This window comes from Roseivirga sp. (assembly GCF_049099775.1).
In the GTDB taxonomy this organism is placed as follows: domain Bacteria; phylum Bacteroidota; class Bacteroidia; order Cytophagales; family Cyclobacteriaceae; genus Roseivirga.
The window spans coordinates 110011-132148 of sequence record NZ_JAGDZM010000002.1 but is presented as its reverse complement, the minus strand read 5'-3'; the positions used below and the strand labels follow the sequence as shown (position 1 = coordinate 132148).

Annotated in this window: 19 protein-coding genes; 14 read left to right on the top strand and 5 right to left on the bottom strand. The window is 38.8% G+C overall.

Going from position 1 to position 22138, the window contains the following annotated elements; genetic code table 11:
* The first annotated feature begins 222 nt into the window (after positions 1-222).
* The 4 genes from JXQ92_RS02870 to JXQ92_RS02855 are packed head-to-tail and all read left to right on the top strand — an operon-like array spanning position 223 to position 2957.
* Positions 223-822: an RNA polymerase sigma factor gene (locus JXQ92_RS02870; protein ID WP_421985070.1), complete on the top strand. Its 600-nt coding sequence runs from the start codon at positions 223-225 to the stop codon at positions 820-822.
* Positions 797-1033, top strand: a complete 237-nt coding sequence (locus JXQ92_RS02865) for a hypothetical protein (protein ID WP_421985069.1) — start codon at positions 797-799, stop codon at positions 1031-1033. The genes JXQ92_RS02870 and JXQ92_RS02865 overlap by 26 nt, the downstream gene beginning before the upstream one ends.
* A 17-nt stretch (positions 1034-1050) precedes the next feature.
* Positions 1051-1704 (top strand): endonuclease III, encoded by a 654-nt coding sequence (nth, locus tag JXQ92_RS02860; protein ID WP_421985068.1) that lies wholly within the window; start codon positions 1051-1053, stop codon positions 1702-1704.
* Between the two features lie 23 nt (positions 1705-1727).
* Positions 1728-2957 (top strand): glycosyltransferase family 4 protein, encoded by a 1230-nt coding sequence (locus tag JXQ92_RS02855; protein WP_421985067.1) that lies wholly within the window; start codon positions 1728-1730, stop codon positions 2955-2957.
* On the opposite strand, the gene JXQ92_RS02850 is transcribed toward JXQ92_RS02855, so the two are convergent.
* Entirely contained in the window at positions 2923-4224 is a 1302-nt protein-coding gene (locus JXQ92_RS02850) for a hypothetical protein (protein ID WP_421985066.1), read from the bottom strand. The genes JXQ92_RS02855 and JXQ92_RS02850 overlap by 35 nt on opposite strands.
* Before the next feature lie 44 nt (positions 4225-4268).
* Between JXQ92_RS02850 and JXQ92_RS02845 the strand changes: the two genes are divergently transcribed.
* Positions 4269-4916: a porin family protein gene (locus JXQ92_RS02845; RefSeq protein ID WP_421985065.1), complete on the top strand. Its 648-nt coding sequence runs from the start codon at positions 4269-4271 to the stop codon at positions 4914-4916.
* A 55-nt stretch (positions 4917-4971) separates the two neighbouring features.
* Here the strand turns inward: JXQ92_RS02845 and JXQ92_RS02840 are convergent, their stop codons facing one another.
* Both JXQ92_RS02840 and JXQ92_RS02835 read right to left on the bottom strand, forming a co-directional pair.
* Complete coding sequence (locus JXQ92_RS02840) at positions 4972-7437, bottom strand: S9 family peptidase (RefSeq protein ID WP_421985064.1); 2466 nt, start codon at positions 7435-7437, stop codon at positions 4972-4974.
* Positions 7438-7529: 92 nt separating this feature from the next.
* The gene (locus tag JXQ92_RS02835) at positions 7530-8471 is read right to left on the bottom strand and encodes an ion channel (RefSeq protein WP_421985063.1); all 942 of its coding nucleotides are present in this window, start codon (positions 8469-8471) and stop codon (positions 7530-7532) included.
* Positions 8472-8595: 124 nt separating this feature from the next.
* Between JXQ92_RS02835 and JXQ92_RS02830 the strand changes: the two genes are divergently transcribed.
* From JXQ92_RS02830 to JXQ92_RS02790, 9 genes are all read left to right on the top strand, one after another.
* Entirely contained in the window at positions 8596-8970 is a 375-nt protein-coding gene (locus JXQ92_RS02830; protein WP_421985062.1) for a BlaI/MecI/CopY family transcriptional regulator, read from the top strand.
* Positions 8957-11548, top strand: a complete 2592-nt coding sequence (locus JXQ92_RS02825) for a M56 family metallopeptidase (protein WP_421985061.1) — start codon at positions 8957-8959, stop codon at positions 11546-11548. The genes JXQ92_RS02830 and JXQ92_RS02825 overlap by 14 nt, the downstream gene beginning before the upstream one ends.
* A gap of 146 nt (positions 11549-11694) precedes the next feature.
* Positions 11695-12324 (top strand): peptidoglycan-binding domain-containing protein, encoded by a 630-nt coding sequence (locus tag JXQ92_RS02820; protein WP_421985060.1) that lies wholly within the window; start codon positions 11695-11697, stop codon positions 12322-12324.
* Positions 12325-12327: 3 nt separating this feature from the next.
* On the top strand, positions 12328-12711 hold the full coding sequence (locus JXQ92_RS02815; RefSeq protein WP_421985059.1) for a hypothetical protein: 384 nt from the start codon (positions 12328-12330) through the stop codon (positions 12709-12711).
* Positions 12712-12720: 9 nt separating this feature from the next.
* Entirely contained in the window at positions 12721-13557 is an 837-nt protein-coding gene (locus tag JXQ92_RS02810) for a hypothetical protein (protein ID WP_421985058.1), read from the top strand.
* Complete coding sequence (locus JXQ92_RS02805) at positions 13544-14032, top strand: Rab family GTPase (protein WP_421985057.1); 489 nt, start codon at positions 13544-13546, stop codon at positions 14030-14032. The genes JXQ92_RS02810 and JXQ92_RS02805 overlap by 14 nt, the downstream gene beginning before the upstream one ends.
* Positions 14029-15894 (top strand): hybrid sensor histidine kinase/response regulator, encoded by a 1866-nt coding sequence (locus tag JXQ92_RS02800; RefSeq protein ID WP_421985056.1) that lies wholly within the window; start codon positions 14029-14031, stop codon positions 15892-15894. Before JXQ92_RS02805 ends, JXQ92_RS02800 begins: the two co-directional genes overlap by 4 nt.
* A 109-nt stretch (positions 15895-16003) precedes the next feature.
* Entirely contained in the window at positions 16004-17551 is a 1548-nt protein-coding gene (locus JXQ92_RS02795; protein WP_421985055.1) for a sensor histidine kinase, read from the top strand.
* Position 17552: 1 nt separating this feature from the next.
* A complete protein-coding gene (locus JXQ92_RS02790; RefSeq protein WP_421985054.1) occupies positions 17553-18293 on the top strand; it encodes a LytR/AlgR family response regulator transcription factor in 741 nt (246 codons plus the stop codon).
* Positions 18294-18302: 9 nt separating this feature from the next.
* On the opposite strand, the gene JXQ92_RS02785 is transcribed toward JXQ92_RS02790, so the two are convergent.
* Positions 18303-19313: a hypothetical protein gene (locus tag JXQ92_RS02785; protein WP_421985053.1), complete on the bottom strand. Its 1011-nt coding sequence runs from the start codon at positions 19311-19313 to the stop codon at positions 18303-18305.
* Between the two features lie 76 nt (positions 19314-19389).
* Positions 19390-21918: a M14 family metallopeptidase gene (locus JXQ92_RS02780; RefSeq protein ID WP_421985052.1), complete on the bottom strand. Its 2529-nt coding sequence runs from the start codon at positions 21916-21918 to the stop codon at positions 19390-19392.
* Between the last annotated feature and the right edge of the window lie 220 nt (positions 21919-22138).

Here is a 22138-nt window from a genome sequence, read left to right as displayed (position 1 = left end):
GAGAAATCAGAATAAAATTTTACTCTTTGGCATTATGATTGCTTAATGTTTCGAGTGTAAGTTTAAAGACGAAAGTTATCAAGTCAAATTTAAAATTAACCGATGTTAATTTGCTTTGTATTTCAGATTTTCTACTTTTGACTAAACGACAAAAATTAATTCCAACCCTAAAACCAGTACAATATAGATAGAAACCTCTACGTTAACCTAATAATTACTGACATGAGGAAGTATGCTATAAGCGATAGTCAATTGATATCGCAGTACAAGAATGGTAACGAAGAGGGTTTCACCACGCTGGTAAACCGTCACACCAAGAAAATTTACACTACCATCTATTTGATCGTTAAAGATCAGTATTTGGCTGAGGACTTGTTGCAAGAAACCTTTGTTAAGGTGGTTAACACCATTAAGACAGGTAGATACAACGAGGAAGGGAAGTTTCTTCCATGGGTGACTCGAATCGCACATAATCTGGCGATTGACAACTTTAGAAAAGCGAAAAGATACCCGACTATTGTCATGGAAGATGGCAGTAGCGTATTCAATACACTAGAATTTTCGGAGGACTCAATTGAGTCTAAACAAATAAAAGAAGATACCCACGCTTTGTTGCGCGACTTAATTAAAGAGTTGCCTGATTCACAGCGTGAGGTGCTTATGATGAGGCATTATATGCAAATGAGTTTCCAAGAAATTGCCGATACCACAGGAGTGAGTATCAACACTGCCTTAGGACGCATGCGCTATGCACTCATCAACCTTAGAAAAAAGATGGACAAAAAGAACATTGCGTATGATCAAAACCTTTACCCAAGATGACTTAGTACGATACATTTATAATGAAACTTCCACTGAGGAGCGTTCAGAAATTGAGATAGCCATGCTCTTTGATGAGGAATTGGCGAATACTTATGCTGAACTTTCAACAGTAGTTGGCGATTTAGATGGTGCTTTAAAGTCACCGACAAAAACGACAATTGATAGTATTATCAGTTATTCTAAATCGTATCACTTACATTCTGTGGATTAAGCTATTAATTTAGCGTGATGACACGGAAAGAGCGTTACGAAGAATTTGTAAACTATTTTAGTGAGAATCAGCCACAGGCTGAGACTGAATTGAACTACGGCAACCCGTTTGAATTACTGGTTGCTGTAGTTTTAAGTGCGCAATGCACCGATAAGCGGATAAACTTGGTAACCCCAAAACTATTCGCAGAATTCCCCACTGCCGAACATTTGGCCGCGTCTAATTTCGACGAACTTTTCCCATACATTAGATCAGTCTCTTATCCGAATAATAAGACCAAGCACTTGATTGGCTTAGGTAAAATGCTGGTTGAAGACTTCAATGCTGAGATTCCTCAGACTATAGAGGATCTACAAAAACTTCCAGGGGTAGGTAGAAAGACAGCCAATGTTATTACATCTGTGGTATGGAATCAGCCTTCTATGGCAGTAGACACTCATGTATTTAGGGTTTCGAAAAGATTAGGTTTAGTAAATCAGAACCTAACAACACCTTTAGCTGTAGAAAAACAGTTGGTGAAGCATTTAGCCAAAGATGTTATTCCATTAGCGCATCATTGGCTCATTTTACACGGTAGATATACGTGTTTAGCAAGGAGACCAAAGTGTGAAGAATGCAATTTGATTCACTTCTGTCGTTATTTTGAAAAGAAAGAAGGAATAAAAAGGTGAATTGAATTTGCTAAATTTAATTAGTGGCTGATCGTATTTTATATATCCATCAATACTTTAAAACCCCGCAAGAAGGTGGCGCCATCCGTTCATACTACTTATCCAAAGGGTTAGTCGAAAATGGTTTTGAGGTAGAAATGATCACTACTCACAATGATTCTATTTATACGGTAAAAGAAATAGCTGGAGTAAGAGTGCACTACTTACCTGTTGCTTATTCCAATGAAATGGGCTTTGTCAAGCGCGTTCGCTCATTTTTAAAATTTGTAAGACTTGCCAAAAAGACGGCCACTAAAATAAAAGATATTGATAGTGCCTACATTACATCAACACCGCTTACAGTTGGGCTTATTGGCCTTTGGCTGAAAAGAAAGTACAACATACCTTATACATTCGAAGTCAGAGATTTGTGGCCTACAGCACCAATTCAGATTGGAGCGATCAAAGGTAAAGTCTTTAAAAACTGGTTATACCGTTTAGAAAAGAAGATTTATAAAGGTGCCGATCGCATTGTCGCATTGTCGCCAGGGATGAGAGACTGGATCAAAAAGGTGGTTCCTGAGAAGGATGTATTTATGATTCCTAATATGGCGGACTGTGAGTTTTTTAAGAACGAGATTAAAGACCCTAAGCTGATAAAGTTCTACCATGCCGAAAGGCCTTTTGTAATTACTTACCTGGGCAGTATTGGTACTACAAACCACCTGGAATTTTTACTCGACATTGCCCTATCTACAAAAAAACTAGGCCTGAAAGTTGACTATAAAATCGTAGGACAAGGATCTCAGTTAGGAAGAATCAAAAACTTAGCCTATGGCCAAAAATTAAATAATATTGAGTTTATAAGTCACCAGGATAAAGAAGGTGTCAGACGAATTCTGAATATTACAGATGCCACCTATGTTAGTTTTGCAGATTTGCCAGTACTAGCCACTAATAGTCCGAATAAGTTTTTCGATAGTCTTGCTTCTGGAAGACTAACGGTTGTCAATACAAGTGGCTGGACCAAAGATTTAGTAGAAAAGTATAAATGTGGTTTTTATGCCGATCCTAAAAAGCCTGAAGAATTTGTAGAGCAGCTTAAGCCATTTCTTGAAAATCGTGAGCTATTAGATCAGTACAAGGCAAATGCACGAACACTAGCCGAATCACTTTATTCCAAAAAACTTCAAGTAGATAAATTAGTGAAAGTTCTCAATAACGAGAGCCAAATCAAGGCTAACGATAACGAGGTTTATATTTTGACTGCGTAAGAATTTTTTGAGCATCTTTCTCCGCCATAAGATCAACGAAGTCAACGCCAGTTTCTTCGCGGTAAGCTTTTACAATTTGCCAACCCAACCACTGACCTATTCTACCTGGACAAATCTTGTCAATTTCGGGAATGAAAGGTCTTTCATCCACGTATTTGGTCAAATTAGACGGGTTATCACTGTAAAGAAGCCTCTTTTCTAAGAAGTGAGCCCAAATTATACCTTCACTTACGGTGGCATTGGCAAACTGCTGTGCCGTATAGCCCATTACTAAACTATCAGCAACGCAAGGGAGCATTTCGCTCGCAAATTCTAATGCTTTACCATAAGAAATCATCTCTTCCAATACTGTTCTTTTACCCTCTTTTGACTCATTAAACCGAAGCGAGGTGAATTGAATTAATTGTGGAACCAAATGATCAGGAGTAAGCCTAGTCCGAATATAATCATACACTTGTGGCCTATACGAAGCCTCTTCTCCTAAATAGTAGTCTAAACCTAGAACGATTAGTGAGTCAGAAAAATGAATATCAGAACCAAAACCAGAGTAGACAGCTTTAATTTTTGGTAATTTGAATTCGGGATAATATTTCTTGATTCTTGCATAAGCTCTATCCAACTGGAAGCCCACAACACCCATATCTATAAAGTTGATAGTTTCTTGATAGAGCGTATCCACAAAAGGGTTTTGAAGCAGCGCTAAATTGTCATCATATAGCTGATCATCCGATCGGTAGCCAAATAAAGTGTGCCAATAGTCTTTTTCTACAGGTTTTGAAGCTAGGTAGTTGCTCAGTGGATCTAGGCTGGAATTAGCCGTTAATGGAAGTCTTAAAATATCGGATGATGAAAAAATGTTGTAAACATCCTGAAGGCTTTTTCTAGGGTTGTTAGTCAAAAAAGTGTAGGTGGTAAATTGCCTTAGTTCTCTGTCTTTTTCTAGAATGCTATCGAAGCTTTCAAAAGACTTGGTCTTAAACAAAGCTTTCACTTCGTCATTTTGTACCAGGTTTCTAATTCCATTTAGCACTTCGGCTTCCGTAGTTCTTCCTCCAAACTCAAAGAATTCATTTTTAATGATTGGATTGGCGTTGAGGAACCTTACCAGTTCATCCTTTGAGTTAATTTCATGAATCTGATGCGTTAGGTTTTCAATGTTCAATTGTATGTCAACATCAGAAATATCAACACTATCGTCACACGGATCATTATCTGAACAAGCGAGAAGTCCTAGTAAGAAAAATATAAAACAGTACCTTTTAAGCATCTACACATTTTAAATGACAAATGTATTTATTTATTTTATCGAACATGAAGAAATATTTACTCTCCGCCATTTTGATGGTGGGGCTAGGTCAGCTCTCAATTGCTCAAGATTATAGAATAGGGATTAAACTCGGTCCAACACTTTCGCTCTCTCGTACAGCTACTGACGGGAACAGCAGTGGGATAGAAAGAGATGGTTCTGCGATAAAATTCCTTATAGGAGCTTTCGTAGACCTGCCGTTCAAGGAAAACTATCACTTTCATACAGGAATAAATTTTGCCTCAAAAACGAGTCAAATTAGTGTAACCGATCCAGGTGTATTGGCTGGTCGTCCAGTGTCTGAGCGATATGATCATGAATATTTACAAATTCCATTGTTGCTCAAGCTCTATACCAACGAAGTGGTTTTAGATACCCGTGCATTTTTCAATTTTGGAATGGTTCCAGAATTAAGACTAAATACAGACAATAAAGACAATACGGTTGACTTGGTAAATGAATTTAATGGCTTCGATTTGTCTGGGAATTTTGGCGGAGGACTTGAGCATAGTATTGGCGTAAATACACGCGTTTATGGCAGTTTAAATTATTATATAGGGTTTTTAAATCAGATCAAAGAACAAAACCCCTTATACGATGAGCTTCAGATAAAGAGCAATCTCTTTAGCCTCGAAATCGGCATAAAATTTTAGAAACAAAAAGCCTCAAATCATCGATTTGAGGCTTTTTGTTTTGAGAGGATTCAGTTTATCTACCCTTTGAATTTATACTAGTAGGTTCCGGTTTAGTGGATGCATTCTTTACATATTTCTCTAGCCAAGTATCCATTTCCCATAGCATGTGTAGAATAGACTCTTTTGCTCTATAACCATGACTTTCATCTGGGAGCATTACTAATCTAGAAGTACCACCGTGTCCCTTTATTGCATTATAGTACCTAATACTTTGTATCGGGAAAGTACCCGAGTTGTTGTCCGCTTCACCGTGAATTAGTAGTAGAGGCTCATTCACCTTATCGGCATGCATAAACGGCGACATATAGTTGTAAAGCTCTGGAGCTTCCCAATAAGTACGCTCTTCTCTTTGGAATCCAAATGGCGTTAAGGTTCTATTATATGCTCCACTTCTGGCGATTCCAGCTGCGAAAAGGTCCGAATGGGCAAGTAAGTTAGCGGTCATGAAAGCGCCATAGGAGTGTCCACCAACGCCAACTCTATTTCTATCGCCAACGCCAAGCTCAGCCACTGCGTCTATGGCCGCTTTTGCATTCATTACTAATTGTTCGCGAAACTGATCATTGGGCTGGTTTTCTCCTTCACCAATAATCGGGAATTCAGTATTTGCCATTACAGCATACCCGCGAAGTACCCAAAAGAGCGGAGAGCCTGAGCTCACTCTTGTAAATGAGTAAGGTGTTCCACGAACTTGTGCCGCCGTCGCCACAGATTTGTATTCAATCGGGTAGGCCCACATAAGTACCGGTAAAGGACCGTCTTTTTCCTTATCGTAGCCTTTTGGTGTATAGAGTACTGCCGTTAGGTCTACGCCATCCTCTCTTTGATATTTGATTATTTCCTTATTCACCGCCATCATATCAGGCTGTGGATGTGGAAAATCGGTAATAGCTTCCATTGAACCCTTTCTTAGGTTTCTGATGAAATAGTTCGGCGGCTCGTTTTCCGACTCCCTTAAGGTGATGATTTTATCAGCTTTAGCCGAGATAATATCTATTGGACGCTCGTAATAAGGTGCCTCAGACCTAAAGATGATGTTCTGCTTTTGAGACTTAAGGTTGAATTTGCTAAGGAAAGGACGGTCACCATCAGTAGAACCCCCAGTACTTGTCATGAAAATATTATCCTTGTCGAATTTTAAAACAGATCTTCCATAGTCATTGGAAACCATCATAGGTCTTCCCGGATCGTTATAACGGTCGGTTGTACTTCTATCGATAATTACTTTACCTGCTGAACCCGGTTTTGAAGGGTTTATCAAGGTGCGTTTGTCTAACCTTTGAGCCCACCAGTTTTCATTCAGAATAGCCCTAGAATCATCACCCCATTGAATTCCGGAGTAGCGTAAGCTAGTGCCTACAAGTTTGGTTGGAGAAGCAGTAAAAGGTGCATCAACCATATAAACTACATCTCTTTCAGCCACATCAGCTTTAGGGTCGCCACCATCTTGAGCTTCTGCCCAATATAAAGTAGCCGGTTTATCGGAGCGCCAAGTCATGCTTCTGGCCCCTAGCCTTGTAGCGTCAAATCCCTTAGGCCTAACTTCGTCTAAGGCAATTTGAGCCATTTCTTTCACCATGTTACCATTGATATCCCAAACCTCATAGTTAAAAGGAAACCTAGAAGCCGGTACTAGGTAAGAAAATGGCTTTTGAATGGTTTGAGCTAAAATATATTTCCCATCAGGAGAGATATTAAATGCCTTAATGATATCAGGGTTCCCAACTTTCGTTTGGTTCCCATTCAAATCCACCTTTTGTAATTGAACTGTAGTGTAATACTCAAATAAAGAAGCATCGTAAGGATTCTCCAATAGATCTTGGTAAGTTCTAGAAGGCGCTTCAGCACCGGCAGTTTCCTGTGTAACTGGGCCTTTTGGCGCTCTAGGTTTTTTTGGCGCTTCTCCTCTTCCATCAACAATTGTGCTTACCAATAGGTGCTTGTTATCCGGCATCCAATTGAAGGCTGAAACATAAGCATTGTTGATAATTGCGTTTGTAAGTCTTTTTGCAGATTTGGTTTCTACATCAGCCAGCCATAATTCTATACCGTTTTCAGCGGTATGTGTAAAAGCTATTTTAGTTTCATCTGAAGACCACGATACATTGCTAATCTGTGGGTTTGAAGGAAGTCCTGAAAAGGAAAACTCTTTACCACTAGCAATTTCTTTAAGCTTCAAACCAGTCATAAACGTCCGTCTACTTCTGCCATTTGTAGCGGGGTTAATTCTAGTTCCACCAATTCGAAGTTCCGGTGCAGCAACTTCAGCTATACTAGGGTAGCCAGGCCTTTCCATCAATAGCATCCACTCCGCTTTAGAGTCTATACTCACCGATGGTGTCGAAGGTGCTTCAATAAGTTTGGCAATAGCCTCAGGCGGGCGTTGGTACCCATCTTGGGCTTGTGCTGGCATAGAGTAAAGCCAAGCGATCATGATGCAAATACTGCATACGCGATAAATATTCTGTTTAAGTCTCATAATGTCGTGTATTTAACGGTCTATGAAATTATGATATGACCATTGAAAATCAACAGGTAATATACTGAGGCACCTATAAATGGGATGGAAGGCTAATTTAGCTTGGCTGGCTCCGTTTCGCTCAACTTCTCCATGTCGATATGGATTTTGCCTTTTTCAAGCGTATTATAAATTGGAGAGAAGCTTTCTCCCCAAGTAATTTCTTCGGCAATATAACTTGTTCGGTCATAGACCTGTCGCGCATAAGTATCGTCAAATGCCTTAAACATAACGATCACTTCAACCTGTTTTTCCTTAAAATCTTCCACTGACCACTCAAAAATTGGGCTCTTTTCGGTGATCGGATGAACGACGGTCCAGCTCATAGAAAAGAAATTGATTTTCTTTCTTTCTAAGTCTACCGGCTTAAATATTCTTCTTTTATCCTTGTTGCTCCAATAAGTAATCACAACATCTACCTCTGATTCAATCAATTGGTTCTTGCTCTTATTAGAAAAGCGAAACATCAAGGCATTAATGTCCTTGTAAGGAGCGATGATAGCATTCTCGCTATAAATCAAACTTCTGCCCGGTCTAGAAAATCTGGCAAACATAAGCCCAGTAGCTAGAGCAAAACCCAGCAAACCGATGAAAGACTCAATGGCCGCCAGAAAACTCACCGCATCGCTAGTAGGACTTAAAGCGCCAAAACCTACCGTTGTAATAGCTTGAGTACTGAAATAGAAGCAGGTAATGATATCTTGAAGGATCGATTGTGACGTGTATCCGGAAATTCCATCAACTCCAGAAACAAAATAAAGCAGCGCAAAAATGACGTTGGCTCCTAGGAACAAGAAAAATAATACGCTAAAAAACTTCCACCATTTAATAGAGATGAGTTCATGGTAAAGGTCGAGGGAGTCCCAAAATTTGAGTCCCTGCTTTTCTACATTAAACTCGCCATTCTGAGAAATCAGCCTTGTAGTTCTAGAATAGGCTTTTTGACCAAACCCTAACTCCTCGCTTTTTCCTTTGGCCTGTTTTTTTGGTGCCATAATAAGTCAAATCTACAATTCTTAAATAAAGTTAAAAGAAGAATTTTATACGAAGGTTTTCGTAGAACTGCTTGGATGTACGAATTAGTTCGTATATAATTGTTGTACGAAACATCTCGTAGTTATGACAAAGCCAACAGAATCAGAATTAGAAATACTCAGAATATTGTGGTCAAAAGGACCTTCAAGTGTACGAGTAGTCAATGAAATCATAAACGAATCGAAAGATTCTGGTTATACCACCACCTTGAAAATTATGCAGATAATGGCTCAGAAGGGGCTGGTAGAACGCGATGAGTCGAGCAGAACACATATCTATAGCACCGAAATTCGCGAGGAGAAAGTTCAGTCAGCTATGTTGGATAGGCTGATGGATACGGCGTTTGGCGGCTCGGCATCACAACTTGTTCTAAACGCGTTGGGTCGTGGCGATGCCTCTAAACAAGAGCTAGAACAAATCAAAGCCCTCATAAAAAAACTAGAAGATGGAAATCAATAGTAATATACTCGAGGCTTTAGGACTTACCCTTTTCGACTCTTTATGGCAAGGGGTTCTTATTCTGGCTATTGCCTTTTTAGGAATGGTAATACTTAGAAAAGTGGAAGCGAAATGGAGACATAATTTCTTATTGGTTTGCATTCTCATGCTGCCGATCGGTGGAGTTTATAGCTTTTTACAACACTATCAAGCCCCAGATATTCAGGGACTTTCTTACGAGACGCAATTAACCACTTCTAATAACCTTATTTCTCCAATACAGGAAAATTCAGTCACTCAAACTTCGGCTTTGTCTCCGGTAAACACCTCATGGATGGAAGAAAATGCAAACGGGATTGCGATGGTTTGGTTATTTGGGTTTCTCCTCTTTTCTATTCGGGGAATAGGAGGGTTCATTTATTTAAACCGCATAAAAGTCAATGCCAAGCAAATAAAAGAACCAAAACTGATAAAACTTCTAGACGAACTTAGGGCAGCATTTGGTGTTAGAACACAGGTACTTTTAAGAGAATCGTCAAAGGTATTTAGTCCAATGGTGTCAGGCTACTTTAAGCCGATGATCATTTTTCCGATGGGATTAATTCAAGGCTTAACCTCAGATGAAGTGGAGGTGATTTTGGCCCATGAATTGGCCCACTTAAAAAGAAACGACTTTCTGATTAACCTACTATTAACTGTCTTAAGGTCTATTTACTTCTATCACCCAGCTTACTGGTGGCTCCAAAGTCAATTAGATAACGAGCGCGAGTATGCTTCTGATGAAATGGTCATGAGCATTAAGTCCAATGGATTATTGCTTGTAAAAGCCCTGGCAAAAACTCAAGAATATAAAATGACAATGCCCTCGCTTGGTTTTGCGGGTAACTCAAAAAATCAATTACTCAAACGTGTAAACAGAATTATGAAACAACAACAGAATCCAAATTGGCTTAGTGGTGTGGTTACCATTATGGTACTTGGCACAGCATTTATGCTTATGAGCCAAAGCCAAAAGAAAGTTAATGATGCTACAGTTCAGGAAGTAAGTTCATTACTTACTGAGCCAGAAACTTCGAAAGAGATAATAGATGATAGTATTTATGAAAAACTTGATCCAAAGTTTAGCGTGGCAGCGGACGTAGATAATGGTGTAGCAAGTTTTATTGGTAATCCCTTTCCAAATGATACTACATCACTTGCTTTTGCTTTAAAAGAGCTTATTCAAGAAAAAAGCCCCGTAAAAGTGAGCACGAACCTTAAGGGAGAAGTTACTACCATAAAACGGAATGGGAAATTGCTCAAAGGCGACGATTTTGATGTATATGAAAAGGCATTTCAACAATTGAGTCAATACGTTTCAAATGCATACGAAGACCAATCTGGCCAAATGGAAAAACTGGCAAGAATTGCCGGTATGGATTTAAAAAATGCTTCAACTGTGCAGCAAAAGTTGATCCAGCAAGAACAAATGCAGTATACGCAACAGATGCGAGCCCGGGACTTACTAAATAGTTTGATTGATGAGATTGATGTTTTGGCAGAAAATGATGCGCTCAATAAGTTATCGTTAGAAGAAAGAGCTACGCTATTAAAAGAGCAAACCAATCAATTAAGAGATGTTTCAAAGAAATATAAAGATTGGACAAGTGAAGAAGTTGACAAGTCTTTGGTGCTACATCAAAACCTTCAAGAACAAGTCAAACAAATGGAAAAGCAGGCTAAACAAGTGCAATTAAGCCGTGCTTACATAAATGAAGTTCAACAGCTGACAGATCGCTTGAATTTACAATTTGAAAGAAAAGAACGCTTAGAAGAACGAGTCGCGAAAATTCAGGAACAATTAAAAGCAGAAGGTTTGCCTAAAGAGGAATCTGATAGGTTATTGGAGCGAATGACGGCTCTAGAAAAAGAAATTAAAGCTAATGCTGAGAACCTAAACACGAAGCGCAAACTCTTGGGCCCTGTTTCAGACATATCCGTCTTAAATGGAAAGGAGAAAATAAAGACCGAGGAAGGACGGGAAGCCACTTTAGAAAGAATTATGGCCAGAACTCAAGAAATCTTGAAACAAGATGGTGTCTCAAAGGAGGAATCTTTTAGGCTTATGGAACGAATTTTAGCTCTGGAAGATGAAATTGGTGCTTATAGGGCAAAAAAATATAACGAGAATGTTCAGAAAACATCCTTTGGCACATATAAAATCTATTCTAATGACTCTACAAAGACAGCTAGTCAACTGGACTATATGAAGGTGCTCGGTGACCGTGCAAGTGAATTTAGAAACGATGGATTAATGGTTCACACCAGGGTCACACCTACCTATGAAACTTTCACATTCAAAGAAGGGAAAGAACGAGAAAAATGGGTTGGCTATGCTTTTGAAAAACTTTTCAATAAGAACCTTAGTAAAAAGCTCTTTTTAGTAGATGGAGAAGTGATGAAGGATTGGACTTTTAATGACGCTGAGGCATTAGATTTCAATACTATAAAAGCCATAGATTTTGCGGCAAAAGAGGATATGAAAAAGCATTATGGAGATGTGCTATCTAAGAAAATGCTCCGGAAGTATAACAGCGTAATTAGCATAAAAACAAAGTAAAAGAGACCATACATTTAAAAGCCTCAACTGCACGTCGGTTGGGGCTTTTTTGTTGTTTTTAAACCCTAACATTTTTAAAATCGATTTATCCCTTAGAAAATTGTTTTATTTTTATTCCTAGAAAGAGCCCAAAACCAAAATCAAAAATGAAACGCCTGCTGACCTTTGCGATCCTTTTAGGGGTCATTTCCTACATAGTGGTTCAGTACCTAAAAGACAGGAGATTTAACCCAAAGGGCGATTACGACTACGACATTTCCGAAACTATTGACACAGACTTTTATGACCCAATGGTGGTAAAAGCCTACTATAAAGGTGCTTTAGAGATCGGTGCTTATGCACGCTCTCTTTGGAACAATGATGGAATTGACGTCCGATTCATGGACCGAGAGGATTTTGAATCAACACAAGCCACAGAATATTACAACCTGCTAATTGCTACTACTGAAATGCTTGAGGATAAACTCGAGCTATCGGCCAAATATGCTGCCGAAGGGTACAACAAGGATCAGATTAAGGTCATCATGGAAAAAGGCCTTACCCCAGAGGACATCAAATACGAAAAGAACAGTTACTTTTTAGGTCTTAGAATTGGCATGAATGGGCAAACAACTATGGAGTTGCAGCAATTGCTCAATGCTAAAGGAGAAGAATTATTAGCAGACGGAATTTTTAACATTATAACGAGAAATAGCCTACGGTCATTCCAAACCAGAAATGGTTTGTACCCTTCAGGAATAGTGAATGAAAAGACTTTAAAGGCATTATTAAAATAAATTATGGCTAAGCAAAAAGAAGAACAAGCGCCACAAGGAGGCAGTGGAGTAGATCCAAAAATAGAGGCGGTAAAGCAGCTTATTTTTGGTGAAAACATGCAGCAGTATGATTCTGAGTTTAATGAGATAAAAGCCCTCATTAAAAAGACGCGTACCGATGTTGAGAACGAAATAAACGACACCCGCGACGCACTGAACAAGCTCATTAACCAGACTAAGGAAGGTCTGACTAATGATATTTCAGATTTGAGAAGCGATATGAACAAAAAGGTTACGCAATTAAGATCAGATATGGACGATTCTGTGGCTGACCTTGATGAGAAAAAAGTGAACCGAAAACTCTTGGGCACAATGCTTCAAGAAATGGGTAAGCAAATCGCTGAATAGTCACTTTCTATGAGTCAGAGCGCTGGTTTTGATCAACTTAGGAAAATCTTACTGGAACAAGACCGGGAAGATAGGCAAGCGCTTGCCCAAAAACTCGAAGAACTTGACGCTCAACTCAACGATAAAGACAAACTTCAAGACCGTGTTAACCCCATTCTTGTAGATCAGGAAGGGGCGCTGAAAAGCAATTTTTCACAGCTTTTCGGACCAGAAATTACCGAGTCAATCCGAAAGCAAATCAAAGAATCTCAAGACGAAGTAGTAGAAGTTCTTTATCCTATTATAGGTAGAATGATTAAGAAGTACATTACTTCTGAAATCGAAAAACTATCTGAAAAAGTAGATGCCCAAATGGAAATGGCTTTCTCTTGGGAAGGGTGGAAAGTGAGAATTAAAGCTTGGATATCCGGAACCCCACAAAAAGACATGGTCATGTCTGGCCTAGTTGAACCCAAGATTGAAGAGATCTTTGTGATAGAACGAGATTCAGGGATTATGCTAGGAAATTATACCAAAAAAGAATCACTGGATGGCGATATGGTGGCTGGAATGCTAACAGCCATAAAAGCTTTCGTTGAAGATGCCTTTAATGCCGACAGCCAAGAACTAGAGAGCATCGATTATCAGAACTTTAAGGTGATTTTAAAAAGTTTTAATTCGTTTTATATCGCCGTAGTTGCTTCCGGAATTACCAATACCACCTTCAAAGATAAACTGGACGATCAGTTGCTAAATTTTGCACAGAAAGTACTGGCTAAAGCAAAGGATGGTGATGAACCAGATCAAGAGCAAATCACAACAGGCCTAGCAGAATATTTTAATGATTTCGAAGATGTCAGTGAGTAAGAAAGTCATTCTCATTGGACATTTTGGTGTTGGAAAATCCTCTCTAGTCAAGCGCTTCGTTCATCAGGCGTTTTCAGAAGACTATATCACTACAATTGGTGTTAAAATCGACAAAAAGGAAATAGATCTCGACGGCTTACAGATCAAAATGATTATTTGGGACATTGCTGGTGAAGACACCCAGCAAAAAGTGCCAGCAAGCTATAGACTTGGCGCTCATGGTGCTCTTTATGTTTTCGATGTCAGCCGACCATCTACCTATGAAAACTTAGCAGAAGAGTTGGCTTACTTGGACGAAATAATTCCAAACATTCCCATTCAAGTATTAGCGAATAAATGCGATCTACTTTCTGAAAGTGATCTGAACGATATCATAAAGAAAGTTAATCGAGAAGGCGTGTTCCAGACATCGGCGAAAACGGGAGAACACGTAGAAGAAGCATTTGAACTACTGGCCAAATCCATGGTCTCATGAGTTCACGGTTAAACCAAATAAAGCTTTCTATAATAGCTGATAAAAGTCAGGTCACAATTTTCAATACAAGCGGAAAGTTGATTGAAAGCTGTGATACTTTAATTCCAGTCGATACAGAACTTTCAGTTTACGAGCAGTTCGATTTCCTAAAAAGCTTAGAAGAACTTATTCCCGCCCTTCCATTGAATGAAAAGCTTCATTTTGGTGCGATTGAATGGGAAGAGAAAGCGCAAGGCTTATTTTCAATTGACTTAGAAAGAATCAATGAGTCGACCATACAATGGTTGATTCAAGATAATTCTGCTGATAGAACTGAAACCCAAAAAGTTCAGCAAGAACGAAACGAAGCAACTATTGGTGAAGAGTTTCAAGCCATTCAGAGAAAGTACCTGGAGATGGAAAAGGAGCTACTTCAGTATAAAAATGATGAACTGCATAGAATTCAAGCCTTTAAAACCCAATTCTTCGCTGAGGTAAGTCACGAAATGCGAACGCCTTTGAATAGTATATCAGGACTCATCAACTTACTACAAGAAGGGCCACAATCACGTAAAATTGAATACCTTAAAGCATTAAGCGCTACATCTAGCCACCTCAATGCCATCATCAACGATATTCTTGACCTTTCTAAAGTGGAGGCTGGCAAATTAGCCTTAGACAATAAACCTTTCTTCTTAAAAGAAACCCTAGACAATGTTGTGACAGGCTTTTCGCATATGGTTCAGGAAAAAGGACTAAGGCTGAACTTATCTATTGACAAGGATGTCCCCAAATCATTGATTGGTGATTCAGTTAGACTATCACAAATCGTTTACAATCTTTTAGGAAACGCCTTAAAATTTACAGCAAAAGGCCAGGTAGACCTTTCAATTATTAACCTTAGTGAGTCCGAAAAAGAATGCGAATTAGGCATAAAAGTAGAGGATAGTGGGAAAGGAATGTCTGCGGAAAGCATTAAGAAAATATTGGAACCCTATGGGCAAGCAGAAGGCCAAGATCATGGTCAATATGGAGGCACCGGGCTCGGAATGGGAATAGCTAAGGCCCTTGTAGAATTGATGGGAGGAAAACTTTCAATTCAAAGTATAGAGGGAGAGGGTTCCAAAGTAGCCTTCTCAATTCATGTTGATAAAGGCCAAGAACCCGCCGGGCAATTGAATGAAGAAAGAGAAGATCTTAGTGCGCTAAGCTTACTTGTTGCCGAAGACGATCCTGTTAGCCAAATGGTTTTAAAGGAGTCTTTAGCACAGTACAATATTAAATCACCTACAATTGTCTCTACGAAACAGGAACTGAGGGCTCATCTTGAAAGCACCAAATTTGATGCTGTTCTTTCAGATTTAAACTTATCGGACGGCAACGCACTAGACGCTTTGTTGGAATTTCCGAGTCAAGAGTTGCCACCAATTATTTTTCTATCAGGAGATACCAGTGAAAAACCGGAGGCGCTTGGAACTTATAGTAATTGGCAATTTTTATTGAAGCCCGTTGATATTAACATCTTGGGTAGCTTATTGAGAGCTATTGTTCCAATTTCAACCATTGACCTGTCAAACTTGAGAGTGGCAACACATCAGAATGTGGGTCTAATGAAAGAACTCATTCAAATTATCCTTGAGACGCTTCCATTGGAGCTAGAGAAGATTGCCGATGCAATTGAGAAAGGAAGTTTCGGCATCGCAAAAAAGGGCCTGCATAAAATAGGGCCGAGTGTGAGCTATTTAGGTAATAAGGAACTAATTGAAAGCAGAAGTTTCCTATACGATCAGTTGGAAGCTGACGAGAATGCCTTGGTAGAATACCGTCAATTTTCGACTAAGGTTATCGCAGCACTTGCCGAACTTAAAGGAATCGAAATCTGAATAGCCACCAAAGATTACTGAATTCTAATTGAGCAATGTCGAATCCTCATCCAACAGAAATCTCTCCGAAACTTCCTTGTTATTCGTACTGAATCAAAAACTCAAAATAATGCGAATTTTAATATCAGTACTCTTATTGGTTTGTTGTGTTTCGGTCAAAGCACAAGAAGCTATTATTACTAAAGGTAAATTACCTCTAGGAATTAAGGTCATGGACCGTGAAGGGAATGCTTATGATCCTTCATCTTTTTACGATGGTTTTGACGATAGCGGTTTACCAAAGAACCTTGTCATACCGTATGATGCCATCATTGTACTTTTCCTCCCAACGATAACAGATGAAAATAAGGAAGGGTATACTTTTGGCAGGCGTTCAGACAGTAAACTAAAGCCAATAGAAAACTTTGGGGCAGATTACGGGGGTAAAAAAGTGGCTTTATTGGGTTCAGTATCTCATAGTCCAGCATCCAAAGGAACAGTTCTAGTGAATTACACTGATGGGCACGAATCAACCGAGTTAATCAATTTTCAATATCGGATTGACTACAAATCTCCGATGATCGAAGAGGTCTTATTAGGCAGTGAAATTGTGGAGCTAATCAAGGAGTCTTACGGTAAAGATATCTTTGATATTACCACCAGAAAGTACGATGTATGGAAGGAAAAGGGCTATACATCTACCGGAGGAACGGAGCTTCCTACGGACCTTGTATTACCGCAAAATGAGAATGCCATCTACATTAATATTACAGGCAACTATGAAGAAACAGATTTAATCGTTGAAAAGGATGGTAAGGTCTTGGAGTTTAAAGACAACTACATGCTCTTTAACTGGGTGATGGGCTTAACCGATTTAAAACCCGGTGAATACAAGATAACAGTAGTGAACGATCAGAAAGCTTACGGTAGTAATACTGATACTTTTGAATTTACTATTAAGCGAGACTTCTGGAAAATGTGGGGGTATTGGATTATAATAGCCTTTGCCTTAACGCTTATTTTTTTCATTATCTACAGAATTAATGTTTCAAGAAAACTTCAGAATGCAGATCTCTTAAAACAACTATCTGAGGCTGAACTCAAGGCAATTCGATCACAACTGAACCCGCACTTTTTATTCAATGCACTAAATGCAATTCAAAACTTGGTAAATAAGAATGACACGGAAAAGGCAAACGATTATATAGTGAAACTATCTCGTTTAATGAGAACAGTGTTGTCCCAATCTGATGAATCATTGCATAGTATTGATGAAGAAATAAAGTTAAGTCAGCTCTATTTAGCGCTAGAAAATATGAGAAATCCTTTTGACTTTGAAATTGAGGTTGCTGAAGCGATTGATCAAAACTTGCTGGTGCCTACTATGATTTTACAACCATACTTAGAAAATGCGGTGCTACATGGAGTAGGTAATTGTGGTGCCACGGAAATTAAGGTACAGGTGAATGTAGAGCATTCTAGTTTAGTTCTTCAAATTAGTGATAATGGTAAGCCAGCTACTACTGAGATTAAAGAAGGAAGGGGCATGAGCTTGGGAAAAGAACGTATGGAGATAATTAGAAAGCAACTAGGTATAGAATCCGAAATAGGTGTCAAAACTAGATCGTCTTCTGAAAAGGGGTTTGTTGTCATTATTCGTTTACCATTAAACTTATAAAATGAGACAGTTTACGGCCATAATTGTTGATGACGAGCTTAATAATAGGGAGAATCTATTTGGGCTATTGTCTAAATATTGTCCCAAAATTGAGATAATTGGTCAAGCATCATCGGTAGTCGAAGCAAAAACACTTATAAACACCACCTCTCCAGAGGTGGTGTTTTTAGACATTGAAATGCCTGGAGCCAACGGCTTTTCGCTCTTGGAGCATTTCCCAAATCAAAATTTCCAAGTCATATTTATTACTGCTTATGATTCCTATGCCTTAAAGGCCATAAAATTTAGTGCCCTCGATTACATTTTAAAGCCAATTGATAAGGAAGAGCTTATTGGGGCAGTAGAAAAGATCAAATCACTTACAGAAAATGATAACAGGAAGCTTAAAAACCTAGGTCATTTCTTAAATGGTGAAACGAAGAAAATTGCCCTGAGTCTTATCGATGAAGTCCGTTTGATTGATATTGATAAAATCGTTCGGATAGAGGCCGATAACAATTATTCCACTTTTGTTCTGCAGCATGGTGAACGTATTATCGTGTCTAAAAATTTAGGTCATTTCTATGATTTATTGAAAGACCATGGATTCTCAAGAGTACATCAGTCGCACCTTATCAACCAGAAATTCTTGGAGCGCTATGTTCGCAAAGATGGAGGCTATTTGGTTATGGAGAACCAGGATGAAGTACCCGTATCACGAACACAGAAACAAAATGTAGCCAAGCTGTTTTCTTCGCTTTAGGAGAATGGATTATTCGTTCGGATTCTTTGTATCAGTAAACTTTGCCACAATACTTCCGATTTGCTTGGGTGTCAGAGTTAGGTTTTCGACCGGTATAAGAACAGGCTCATTTTTACCATGAAGTTTCAGCAAAAGGCTTGATTTTTCAGCATCGAGGTATATGTAAGAGAACTGTACGTCTTCCCAAGGCAAATACTTTTCTTTGTCCCATTTTATGCCCTTTTCATTGATTATAATGCGTTCACCTTTTTTGAATTTTATGAAGGCCTGAAAAGAATAAAGTATGAAGAGGATTATTACCTCTTGCGCACCCAAACTTCGATTGAAATAATAAAGCGCACCAGCTAGTAAAGTGAATCCAAAAAGGAAAAACCCGAAATTAAATTCGGCAGATTGAATATCATACGCTCTTCGATATACCTTATTTGGGTTAATATTGGTTGCTTTGAAATTACCGGTATACTTTTCTTCTTCAAGTTGTACTCTATATTCTTGGTAATCAGTTGACTTTGTTGAAATCGGATCGACTTTGGCATTTATTTTATCAGAAAACCGCTCTAAATAATCAATAATGGAAAACCAGCGTTTGTGAATCAAATTGGTTAGAATAACCAGTAACAAACCGAGTAATAATTTTAAATAAAAGTTATACTGATTTCTACTTTCGATCAGTTCTTCATATTCTTCAAAGTCGACAAACGTGTCGTCATCTGACCAATATGAATAAGCTTTAATAGTTGAGCTTATGTCTATTCCTCTTCGGATTTTCACATTCAAGCTATACGAAATACTGAACTCTAAATACTCTCCTTTTTCCGGTAAGACTAAATTTTTAGAGCGCAAAAGATGCTGAACATCCTGATTGAATTCTACTGTAACCGTATCTGCTAACTCATAGGAGTACAACGTAAATTTTTCTTGCACACTTGAGCCTTCAATTAGATAACCACTTAAAGTATAAGGTGCGTAAACCGATGATTCACGAGTCATTTCAGCATAAAAAGGGAAGATTACCATCAAGCCAATCAAACCTCTAAATAGAACTTTGTTTGACTTGATGAGATCTTTTGCTTTAGCTGAAATGATAGGAGTCTGTTTATTGCCCTACTAAGAAAATCGCGTTTGCCATAAACATCTTCCCGTTTTCCCAGAATGCACGGAAAAGAGGGTTGTCGGCAAAATAAATCATGGCACCACCACCTTTATTTTCAACACCAAACACCATTGATTTAGCCAATTGTGCTTTAGCATCTTTACCTGCAACTCCAGAAACATGAGACTCCGCACTTTCGATGGTGCCTACATTCCAACCATTTGGTAGGTAAGCCAATCTAGAACTATTGTTTTTTATTGTGAAGTATTGGTTGCTATAGCCAAACCCTAATGGATGTGTATTGTCAATTTTTAATTTAAAAATAGCACCCGGCAACCTAGAATCTTCAAATCGTTTTCCACGATCAGCGTAAGCTGTAAGGGCATTCTTTTCTTTTTCTTCAGCCGTTCTCTTTTTAGGCTTGTTATCTTCAGAAGTTCGTTTCAGTTGGAAACCTTTTTTGCCAACAAATGAATTGATTGCTCTTTCTATCGCTATCACTTTTCCACCTCTTCTTACCCAATCCATGAGTGTTTTCATGCCCGCTTCAGTTAAGATACTTCCGTACCCACCTGATGGCATTACGATAACGTTGTAGTTGTCTAGGTTTACTCTGCCGAAGGCATCTGTATTTACCATGGTAATCGGGTAGTTGAGTTCTTGCTCCATAAAATACCAGAACTCACCAAAACCAAGTGATGAAACACCATTGCCGCGAAGCGCTAGGACTTTCGGTTTTTGAATGAATGGCACATTATTAGAACCAAAGTCTTTTCCAGACTCAACAAACGTTGTAGGGGTAGAGTAAAGGCTTCGGTTATATTTGGAAGCAGTGCTTTTTACAAGCTCGTCGAACTTGCCTTTCATGCTGGTATTACCTTTTCGAGTAATGATTATTGTACCCGGGTTGAACTCCCTTCCGGTAACGCTAAACTTCTCTACTGCGTAACGAATCTTAATATCATGCTTCAGTAGTTCACCAAGGAATTTAGCATCCTCAAGCGTCTCCCATTTCGCTAAATAAGCAGCCGGTTTATTACCAACTAATACCTTTTCAGGTTTTGCAATAGTGATTTCAGCAGGGCTCACATTTACTTTAGTTTCTGTGGCAAAAGCTTCTAAACCTAGCATATAAGGTGCTGCCCATGCAGTAATATCGTAGGTGTTGGTGGTGCTTGTGTAAGTATCTGGCTCAAAAAATGCTTGAACCAAAACCGCTTTAGGTTGGAAAGCAGAAATTACGATATCGCCATTTTGAATTGACATGTTTTTCGTAGTTCCGGTTGAATAATCGAATGCTGATACTGCTTTTCTTGTAGAACCCGTGCCATATTGAATCTGGTGCCTTTTCAAGAAGTCTTCTAACTGCGCTAGTTTATCAGGGTGATTCGTTCCTCTGATCACATAGGTCTTGAATTTGGCTTTTGGATTATTGACAGCATTGTCAAAATAAGCTGTAAACTCATCAACCATTTTTGTTGAATTGACCGATGCCGTTTCAACAGTAGACATTCCTGTCGTATAGTGATGAGCAATCGCATCTTTTAACCTAAGTGTATCTCCTTCATCCGTAAGGATTTCAAGGTCACTACTCCCTTGTTCGTAAGTCATACCAATAGCACCATTATACATTGGGTAAGAATCGCCATAGCTTGGGTATAGAATATCAAAACTCTCTTTGGTAAAAAACAACCATCCATTTTCGTCGAAATATTTTGCATGGTTTTTACCAATCATTTCTTGTAAGTCTCTTTGCCATTGTGTTACCTGCTCGTGAACAGGTTCAGCTGCCGGGGCGAAATAATAAGGGCTATTGCTGCCTTGTTCATGAAAATCAACATGAATATGTGGCATGATGGTATTATAAAGTTTCATGCGATGCTGAGACTCTATTTGCTTCTGCCAAGCCCAATCTCTATTTAAGTCAAATAAGTAATGGTTGGCTCTTCCTCCTGGCCAAGGCTCATCGTGCTCTGCTGCATCTCTGCTTGGGTTTGGCGTAGTGCCAGCTACTTGGTTTATCCAGTTAGAGTATCTGTCTCTACCATCAGGGTTGACACATGGGTCCATGATAATTACTGTGTTTTTTAACCACGCTTTTGATTTAGCGTTATCAGGCCTAGCGAGTTCATACAATGTTTTCATAGCCGTTTCTGTTGAATTGGCTTCGTTTCCGTGAACATTGTAGCTCAACCAAACAATTCCGATTTTTTCACCAACCGGATCTCCTGCCATAAGGTTGGCACGCTTTAGGTTATCCGTTCGAATTTGCTCCCAGTTGTCCATGTTCTCTTGAGAAGAGAGCATGTTCACAATTAAAGGCCTAAGCTCATTGGTTTGACCATACTCTTGAGTAGTTACATTACTCATTTCGCGGGCCACGTATTGGTAATAGGCTACTACTTTATAGTGAGGAGTAAATCGAGTACCCAACTCATACCCCAAAAAGTCATCAGGGCTTTTTAAAGATTGCGCAAAACTGCTGGTAACGGCAAAAAGTAGTAAAACGATAATACTCAGAATTCTTTTCATTATGTCGGTTTTAAGGATGCGGAATTTACATGAAATGCTTTCCCTAAACAATAGATTCTTATGTAGGAGAACAGCACGCGGATTTCTTAAAATCTTAAGGGTTGTTTAGAACTGATATGGTTTTCAGGAGTCTTCATTTCCTGATAGTCATTAAAATATTAAAATAATGACTAATATGATTTAAATAATTATCTAATTTTTTTATTTTTCTATTCTTAAT

What these genes read in the sequence shown, in the direction of transcription:
- JXQ92_RS02870 (WP_421985070.1), top strand. Translation starts at nt 223, where the DNA reads ATGAGGAAGTATGCTATAAGCGATAGTCAATTGATATCGCAGTACAAG.
- JXQ92_RS02865 (WP_421985069.1), top strand. Translation starts at nt 797, where the DNA reads ATGATCAAAACCTTTACCCAAGATGACTTAGTACGATACATTTATAAT.
- nth (WP_421985068.1), top strand. Translation starts at nt 1,051, where the DNA reads ATGACACGGAAAGAGCGTTACGAAGAATTTGTAAACTATTTTAGTGAG.
- JXQ92_RS02850 (WP_421985066.1), bottom strand. Translation starts at nt 4,224, where the DNA reads ATGCTTAAAAGGTACTGTTTTATATTTTTCTTACTAGGACTTCTCGCT.
- JXQ92_RS02845 (WP_421985065.1), top strand. Translation starts at nt 4,269, where the DNA reads ATGAAGAAATATTTACTCTCCGCCATTTTGATGGTGGGGCTAGGTCAG.
- JXQ92_RS02840 (WP_421985064.1), bottom strand. Translation starts at nt 7,437, where the DNA reads ATGAGACTTAAACAGAATATTTATCGCGTATGCAGTATTTGCATCATG.
- JXQ92_RS02835 (WP_421985063.1), bottom strand. Translation starts at nt 8,471, where the DNA reads ATGGCACCAAAAAAACAGGCCAAAGGAAAAAGCGAGGAGTTAGGGTTT.
- JXQ92_RS02830 (WP_421985062.1), top strand. Translation starts at nt 8,596, where the DNA reads ATGACAAAGCCAACAGAATCAGAATTAGAAATACTCAGAATATTGTGG.
- JXQ92_RS02825 (WP_421985061.1), top strand. Translation starts at nt 8,957, where the DNA reads ATGGAAATCAATAGTAATATACTCGAGGCTTTAGGACTTACCCTTTTC.
- JXQ92_RS02820 (WP_421985060.1), top strand. Translation starts at nt 11,695, where the DNA reads ATGAAACGCCTGCTGACCTTTGCGATCCTTTTAGGGGTCATTTCCTAC.
- JXQ92_RS02815 (WP_421985059.1), top strand. Translation starts at nt 12,328, where the DNA reads ATGGCTAAGCAAAAAGAAGAACAAGCGCCACAAGGAGGCAGTGGAGTA.
- JXQ92_RS02810 (WP_421985058.1), top strand. Translation starts at nt 12,721, where the DNA reads ATGAGTCAGAGCGCTGGTTTTGATCAACTTAGGAAAATCTTACTGGAA.
- JXQ92_RS02805 (WP_421985057.1), top strand. Translation starts at nt 13,544, where the DNA reads ATGTCAGTGAGTAAGAAAGTCATTCTCATTGGACATTTTGGTGTTGGA.
- JXQ92_RS02800 (WP_421985056.1), top strand. Translation starts at nt 14,029, where the DNA reads ATGAGTTCACGGTTAAACCAAATAAAGCTTTCTATAATAGCTGATAAA.
- JXQ92_RS02795 (WP_421985055.1), top strand. Translation starts at nt 16,004, where the DNA reads ATGCGAATTTTAATATCAGTACTCTTATTGGTTTGTTGTGTTTCGGTC.
- JXQ92_RS02790 (WP_421985054.1), top strand. Translation starts at nt 17,553, where the DNA reads ATGAGACAGTTTACGGCCATAATTGTTGATGACGAGCTTAATAATAGG.
- JXQ92_RS02780 (WP_421985052.1), bottom strand. Translation starts at nt 21,918, where the DNA reads ATGAAAAGAATTCTGAGTATTATCGTTTTACTACTTTTTGCCGTTACC.